The sequence below is a fragment of the Polaromonas sp. P1_G4 genome, assembly GCF_056405475.1.
Window position 1 is genome coordinate 1 of sequence record NZ_JBFUCA010000203.1, and the last position, 7007, is coordinate 7007.

The 7007-nt window shown below is 62.9% G+C and carries 8 protein-coding genes; 7 read left to right on the forward strand and 1 reads right to left on the reverse strand.

Annotation, left to right across the window (positions count from 1 at the left end):
- The first annotated feature begins 54 nt into the window (after positions 1–54).
- The 4 genes from AC1D1X_RS11800 to AC1D1X_RS11815 all read left to right on the forward strand — a co-directional run bounded on the left by AC1D1X_RS11800 (position 55) and on the right by AC1D1X_RS11815 (position 3579).
- Positions 55–1185, forward strand: coding sequence for a sugar ABC transporter permease (locus AC1D1X_RS11800; protein ID WP_477669620.1), 1131 nt, complete (start codon positions 55–57; stop codon positions 1183–1185).
- A gap of 146 nt (positions 1186–1331) precedes the next feature.
- Positions 1332–2111: an ATP-binding cassette domain-containing protein gene (locus tag AC1D1X_RS11805; RefSeq protein ID WP_477669379.1), complete on the forward strand. Its 780-nt coding sequence runs from the start codon at positions 1332–1334 to the stop codon at positions 2109–2111.
- Between the two features lie 15 nt (positions 2112–2126).
- Entirely contained in the window at positions 2127–3305 is a 1179-nt protein-coding gene (locus AC1D1X_RS11810) for an ROK family protein (RefSeq protein ID WP_477669378.1), read from the forward strand.
- A 103-nt stretch (positions 3306–3408) separates the two neighbouring features.
- Positions 3409–3579: a hypothetical protein gene (locus AC1D1X_RS11815; protein ID WP_457280702.1), complete on the forward strand. Its 171-nt coding sequence runs from the start codon at positions 3409–3411 to the stop codon at positions 3577–3579.
- A gap of 22 nt (positions 3580–3601) precedes the next feature.
- On the opposite strand, the gene AC1D1X_RS11820 is transcribed toward AC1D1X_RS11815, so the two are convergent.
- Entirely contained in the window at positions 3602–4117 is a 516-nt protein-coding gene (locus AC1D1X_RS11820; RefSeq protein WP_477669377.1) for a MarR family winged helix-turn-helix transcriptional regulator, read from the reverse strand.
- Between the two features lie 60 nt (positions 4118–4177).
- On the opposite strand from AC1D1X_RS11820, the gene AC1D1X_RS11825 reads away from it, so the two are divergent.
- The 3 genes from AC1D1X_RS11825 to AC1D1X_RS11835 form a co-directional block, all read left to right on the forward strand.
- The gene (locus AC1D1X_RS11825; protein WP_477669376.1) at positions 4178–4582 is read left to right on the forward strand and encodes a GFA family protein; all 405 of its coding nucleotides are present in this window, start codon (positions 4178–4180) and stop codon (positions 4580–4582) included.
- Between the two features lie 196 nt (positions 4583–4778).
- Entirely contained in the window at positions 4779–5987 is a 1209-nt protein-coding gene (locus tag AC1D1X_RS11830; protein ID WP_477669375.1) for an acetyl-CoA C-acetyltransferase, read from the forward strand.
- A gap of 118 nt (positions 5988–6105) precedes the next feature.
- Positions 6106–7007 (forward strand): enoyl-CoA hydratase-related protein (locus AC1D1X_RS11835; protein ID WP_477698323.1); only part of this gene is annotated, 902 nt, incomplete at its 3' end.

Genomic DNA, 7007 nt, shown 5'->3' on the forward strand with positions numbered 1-7007 from the left:
CAATTTCCCGTTCGATTCCTGCGCAACGCTGCTGTCGACTGGCGGCTGGTGTTCATGGGGGGCGTGCTCGCCGTCCTGGCGGGCGTATTCCAGGTCCTGTCGGGCGGCATTTTCCTGTCGCCTGAAAATCTCTACAACATTGCCCAGCAAACCGCGGTGGTGGGCATCGTGTCCACTGTCATGGTGCTGATCATTGTGGCCCGGCATATTGACCTGTCGGTCGGTTCGGTGATCGGTTTTGTCGGCGTGCTCATCGCCTATCTTCAGTACACCCTGGGATGGTCCTGGCCGGCGGCGTCACTCGCCGGGCTGGCCGCGGCGCTGGTGGTGTCGGTGTACCAGGGATGGCTGACCGCCATGCTCGGCGTCCCTTCTTTTGTGGTCACGCTGGGAGGGCTGATGTCCTTGCGCGGCGCGGCTTTTCTGGTGGCCGACGGCAAGACGCAGCCCGTCAGCGACGAGACTTTTCTGCAACTCGGCGGCGGCTATGACGGCGGCATCGGCGTGACCGCCACCTGGGTCCTGACCGCCTGCGTGAGTGTGGTGCTGGTGGTTCGCATGCTGCTGCGCCGCCGTGCCTCCACGCGCCATGAGATGCCCAACCAGCCCGTGTGGGTGGATGTACTGCTGGTGGCGGCACCGGTGGCCCTGCTGGCCGCGTTCGCCGCGACCATGAACAGCTACCTGGTCACCAACAAGGACGCCCCCCAGGGCATCCCGATTCCGGTGCTGATCTGGGCGGCCGTGGCGGTGGTGATGTCATTCATCTCCCAGCGCACCCGTTTTGGCCGCTATGTTTACGCCATGGGCGGCAACCCCGACGCCGCGGTACTGGTCGGCATACCGGTCAAGCGGGTAACGCTCATGCTGTTTGCCCTGCTCGCCGTGCTCATCACCATCGCGGCCATCGTGTCGGTGGCCCGCCTGAACGCAGGCACCAACTCGCTGGGCACCGGGATGGAGCTCTTCGTGATTGCCGCCGCAGTGATCGGCGGCACCGCACTGGCCGGAGGCAGCGGCACCATCATCGGCTCGGTCCTGGGTGCGCTCATCATGCAGTCGCTGGACAGCGGCATGCTGCTGCTGGATGTCTCCATCGGAAAACGCATGATCATCATCGGGCAGGTGCTGATTGTGGCGGTGGTATTTGACGTGCTCTACCGCAAGTGGGCACAGGAAAGCTAGGATGAAACACCCCCGAAGCGCCTTCGGCGCCTCCCCCTCAAGGGGGCGACACCAGCGGCCCGGCGAAGCCGGTTCCGCGGTGTCCCTGGCCTTTGCCGTGCGGTTTCATGTGTCGCGGGTGGCGCGCAGCGCAATGGATCACTGAAATGCAAATCACTACCGAACCTCTGGTCGAATTCAAGGACATCCGCAAGGCYTTTGGCGGCGTTCATGCCGTGGACGGCGTGAACCTGAATCTGTACCCAGGCGAAGTTGTCGCCGTCTTGGGCCACAACGGCGCCGGCAAATCCACACTCATGAAAATGCTGGCCGGAGCTTTCCCGATCGATTCGGGCGAGATCCATGTGATGGGGCAGAAAGTAAATCTCCGGACCCCGGCCGATGCACAACACCAGGGCATCGAGACCATCTACCAGACACTGGCTCTCGCCGACAACCTGGACGCCGTGGCCAACCTGTTTCTGGGCCGTGAAAAAATGACGGCCTGGAATACGCTGGACGACTACTTCATGGAGGCACAGGCACGCAAGGTGTTTGGCCGCCTGAATAAAAACTTCACCAACATCCACACCCCGGTGCGGCGCCTGTCGGGCGGGCAGCGCCAGGTGGTGGCCATCTCGCGCGCCATTTATTTCAATGCCCGCATCCTGATCATGGACGAACCCTGCGCCGCCTTGGGGCCGGAGGAGTCCGCCATGGTCGCCAACCTGGTGCTCCAGCTCAAGGCCGAAGGCGTGGGCATTTTCCTGATCACGCATGACATGCAGGATGTTTTTTCGCTCAGCGACCGTCTCTCGGTGATGAAAAACGGCCGCCTGATCGGCACTTACCGCACGGCCGACCTGAACGAAGACCAGATTCTCGGCATGATCATCGCCGGCAAGCAGCCGGAAGGGAAAACACAGGCGCCGCAACGCATTGCCTGAACCATGCCATCGGCCATGAAAACCACAGGTGACCAGCAACTTGTCAAACGCATCAACCGCAGTGTGCTGATGCGCTTGCTGCGCAACCAGCCGGGGCGCTCGCGTGCGCAGCTGGCCAACCATAGCGGGTTGACCAAGTCGACGGTCAGCCTGCTGGTGCGAGAACTTATTGATGAAGGCTGGCTCAGTGAAATCAGCATGGCCGCCGTCAACGGTGTGGGGCGGCCCTCCACGCCCCTGCAAATCGACTGCCGGTCGCGCGGCCTGATTGGTGTGGAAGTGGCAGTCGACACCTTGCGTGTGGTAAGCGTGTCCCTGCTGGGGCAAGTGCTGTGGTCAACGCAAGAACCTTTGCGCGGCACCCGGCCGCAAGACGTCTGCAGCCAGATTGCCGACCTGACAGTAGTGGCCCAGGCGCAGCTGGTATTGCGCGGCGCGCAACTTTCAGGTGTGGGCATAGGCCTGCCCGGCGCGTTTGACGAAACCACCGGTGTGGTTCGCTTTGCCCCCAACCTTGGCTGGCGCAACGTGGACTTCTTGCCGCAGATCACTCAGGCACTGATTCATGCAGGCCTGCCTCCGGTACCGGTGCACGTGCAAAACGAAGCCGACACGGCCGCGCTGAGCGAATACGAATTCTCGGAGAACGACGGCAAGGACTCGCTGATTTTTGTGACCTGCGATGTCGGCGTGGGCGCGGGCATCGTGCTCAACGACCGGTTGTTCACCGGCATGCGGGGCATGGCCGGCGAGATCGGCCACAGCATTCTGGAGCTCGACGGACCCGCGTGCTCCTGCGGACGGCGTGGGTGCGCGGAGGCCTTCATCGGTTCGGGTGCTCTGGGCCAGCTGGCGGACGCTCACCGGTCGGGACACTACCTGGGTGTGCTGCTGCAGAACCTGTGGACCACTTTCGACCCCAGCGTGCTGGTGGTGGGCGGCGCATCCTGCCAGCGTTTTCCGGACATGGTGCGGGTTGCCCAGGAGACGCTGCAAAACTACGCCACCCATGCCGGCGTAACCGCTCCGGTGGTGCGCGTGGCGCGTTACGGCCTGCTGGCTTCAGCGGTAGGTGCTGCAGCCCTGGTGCTTCACCAATATCTGCGTCCCATGCATCCGCGCGGCCGCCTCGTAAGCAATGGCCTCCCGGAGGGCTTCAAGCCCGGGGTGGCGGAATTGGCCGCAGCCTCCTGAAACCATTCGTAGGCCCTCGCTGACACCCATCAGCGCATCTACCCGATAAAGCAGCGGCTCCACGGCACGCATAGTGGGGCCACAACATTTCGTGGAGAAGAAAATGTCTTTTGCGCTTTACATGATCGGTTTCGTGATTTTCCTGGCCGGTGTCATCTGGGGCGCCGTGGTGGCCGGCGTGCCACATCTGTACATCGGGATAGGTGCGCTGATCTTCCTGGGGATTGGAATCTTCAGCGCCGTGAGCCGCACGCGCAGCAAAGACCCCTCTTAAGCGGCACGCGCCGGCACTCCAACTATTCCCGCGGCGCTTCCTGCACCATCAAAGCCTGCTGCAACTGCGCCAGCACGGCGCTCGCGGCACGTAGCTGGGCCTCATTCATCCCCTCAGCTAACGCATTGGCCCATACTTTTTGCCCTGCCTGTATGGTTTGCAAGGCCTTGCGACCTTTGGCCGTAAGCCGCAGCAGCTTGGCGCGCGCATGGGCCGGATTGTTTTCATAAGCACTGAGCCCCTCTTCCACCAGTAAATCCGCTACGCGCTGCACGCTTTGCCGCGTCAGGTTCATGGCGCGTGCGATCTGTGCCACCGACAGCGGCGCGTCTTCCACTGCGGCCAGCACCTGCCAGCGCGCCGAAGTCTGCCCGGCCGGCGCCGCCAGCGCATCGCCGGCCGCCGTCAACAAGCCGTTGAGTTGCATCACCTGCACCACCAGCCAGCTCAGGGAACTGGCGGCCGGGGTGCGCTCTACCCCCTCGTTGGCGATTCCCGATTTGACAGCATGCTGTCGTTTAACTATACTTTCAGACATGACAACATTCTGTCATATCCGGATTTTCCCAACAACCTGCAACCGTCAAGGAGTCGCCCCATGCAAAAGACCTATACCGGAAGCTGCCACTGCGGCGCCGTCCGTTTTGAAGCCGACATCGACCTCAGCAAAGGCACGGGCCGCTGCAATTGCTCCATCTGCACCAAAACCCGCAACTGGGGCGCCATCATCAAACCCGACGCATTTCGGCTTCTGGCCGGCGAGAACGAACTGAGCGACTACCAGTTCGGCACCAAAAGCGGCCACCATTTGTTTTGCAGGCACTGCGGCGTGCGGCCTTTCGGTCGGGGCTACGTGGAGCAGATAGGCGGCGACTATGTATCCATCAACATCGCCGCGCTGGACAACGCCGAGCCGGCTGAACTTATCAGCGCGCCGGTCAACTATTCGGACGGGCGCAACAACGCCTGGTGGAACACCCCTGCCGAGACGCGGCACCTCTGATTCATCGCGGGCATTCACCTCCCCTGAACGATGTCGGTCAGGAATTGAGGAAGGTCAGGTCAGGCCTTAGCCCACTACAACGCAACGCGGCTTTCCGTTCGTCTATTTATGCAAAGCGACTGCTTTGCAAAATGCATATACTTCAACGGCCCCTCCCCGCCAGCCCTGCGTTCCCGCCTTCCCGAGGAAAGCCATCATGAGCATCGAAGCCTTTATCTACGACGCCATCCGCACGCCGCGCGGCAAAGGTAAAAAAGACGGCAGCCTGCACGAGGTCAAGCCCGTCAACCTGCTGGCCGACGTGCTGACCGACCTGCAACGGCGCAGCGGCTTCGACACTGCGGCCATCGACGACGTGGTGATGGGCGTGGTTTCACCGGTGGGTGAACAGGGCGCGGTGATTGCCAAGGTGGCCGCGCTCAAGGCCGGCTGGGATTTCCGCGCCTCGGGCGTTCAGGTCAATCGCTTTTGCGCCTCGGGCCTGGAAGCCGTGAACATGGCCGCGCAGAAAGTGCGCTCCGGCTGGGAAGACCTGGTGGTGGCCGGAGGCGTCGAGAGCATGAGCCGTGTACCGATTGGCGCCGACGGCGGCGCCTGGGCGCAAGATCCGGAGACCAACAGCGCCACCCTGTTTGTGCCGCAAGGTATAGGCGCCGACCTGATCGCCACGATGGAGGGTTTCAGCCGCGCCGACGTGGATGCCTTTGCGCTCGAAAGCCAGCAGCGCGCTGCCCAAGCCCGCGCCGCTGGCCACTTCGCAAGCTCCGTCGTACCAGTCAGGGATTTTCTGGGCCAGACGATTCTGGCCGAAGACGAATTCATCAAACCCCACACCACGCTGGAAGGCCTGGCTTCACTCAAACCGGCCTTCGAGCAGCTGGGCGGCATGGGCTTTGATGCCGTGGCGCTGCAGCGCTATCCGCAGGTCGAGCGCATCCACCACGTGCACCACGCCGGTAATTCGTCGGGCATTGTGGACGGCGCGGCCGCTGTGCTGGTGGGCTCGGAAGCCGCCGGAAAAATCCACGGCCTCAAGCCGCGCGCCCGCATCGTGGCCGCCGCCCTGAGCGGCGCCGACCCCACCATCATGCTGACCGGCCCCATGCCCGCCACGCGCAAGGCGCTGGCCAGGGCCGGCATGACGGTGGAGCAGATCGACCTGTTCGAAGTCAACGAGGCTTTTGCCGCCGTGGTGATGCGCTTCATGAAAGAGATGAAGGTGCCGCACCACAAGGTCAACGTGAACGGCGGCGCCATTGCCATGGGCCATCCGCTGGGCGCCACCGGCGCGATGATCCTCGGCACGCTGGTCGACGAGCTGCACAGGCGCAAGTTGCGCTACGGCCTGGCCACGCTGTGCGTGGGTGGCGGCATGGGCATCGCGACCATCGTGGAAAGAATATGACTCCCCCCCGAAGCGCCTGCTGCGCAGCCGCCTMCCCCTCAAGGGGGCAACACCAGCGGCCCGGCAAAGCCGGTTCCGCGGTGTTTTCCGTGAAAACCCTCCTTTCCCAGCCTCTCCCATGAAAACTATCCACTATGAACTGAGTGACGGTATTGCCACCATCACGTTCGACGAGCCCGGCTCGCCCGTCAACACCATGTGCCTGCAATGGCAGGGCGATCTCAGTGAAGTCACGGCCCAAGTGGTGAAAGACAAGGACGCCCTCAAAGGCATCATCCTCGCCTCCGCCAAAAGCACTTTTTTTGCCGGCGCTGACTTGAAGGCCGTGATGCGCCTCACACCGGCCGACGCGCCCAAGGCCTACGCAGAGATCGAACGCGTCAAGAAAAACTTCCGTACCCTGGAAACGCTGGGCATCCCCGTGGCTAGTTGCCTTAACGGCACGGCACTGGGCGGCGGCTGGGAAGTCGCGTTGGTCGGCCACTACCGCGTGGCGGTGGACGACCGTAAAACGCAGTTTGGCCTGCCCGAGGTCACGCTGGGCCTGCTGCCCGGTGCCAGCGGCGTGACCAAGATGACGCGCCACCTTGGCTTGATGGGCGCGCAACCCTATCTGGTCGAGGGTAAAACCTTTAACCCACGTGAGGCGCTTGAGCTGGGCCTGGTGCACGAGCTGGTGCCTGATGCTGCCGGGTTGCAAAGCAAAGCACTYGCCTGGATCGCCACCAACCCCAAAGCCCAACACCCTTGGGAAGCCAGAGACTACAAAATCCCGGGTGGCACACCGGCCAGTTCCAAGATCGCCGCGGCGCTCAGCGTCGCGCCCGCCATGCTCAAAAAGCAGACGCGCGGCCTCTACCCCGCGCCTGCAGCCATCCTGGCCTGCATGGTGGAAGGCACACAGGTGGACCTGGAGACCGCCTTTCGCATCGAAAGCCGCTACCTCGCCAAACTCATGACGGGCACCAATGCCAAGGCCATGATCAACACCTTTTTCTTCGACATGAACGCCATCAAGAG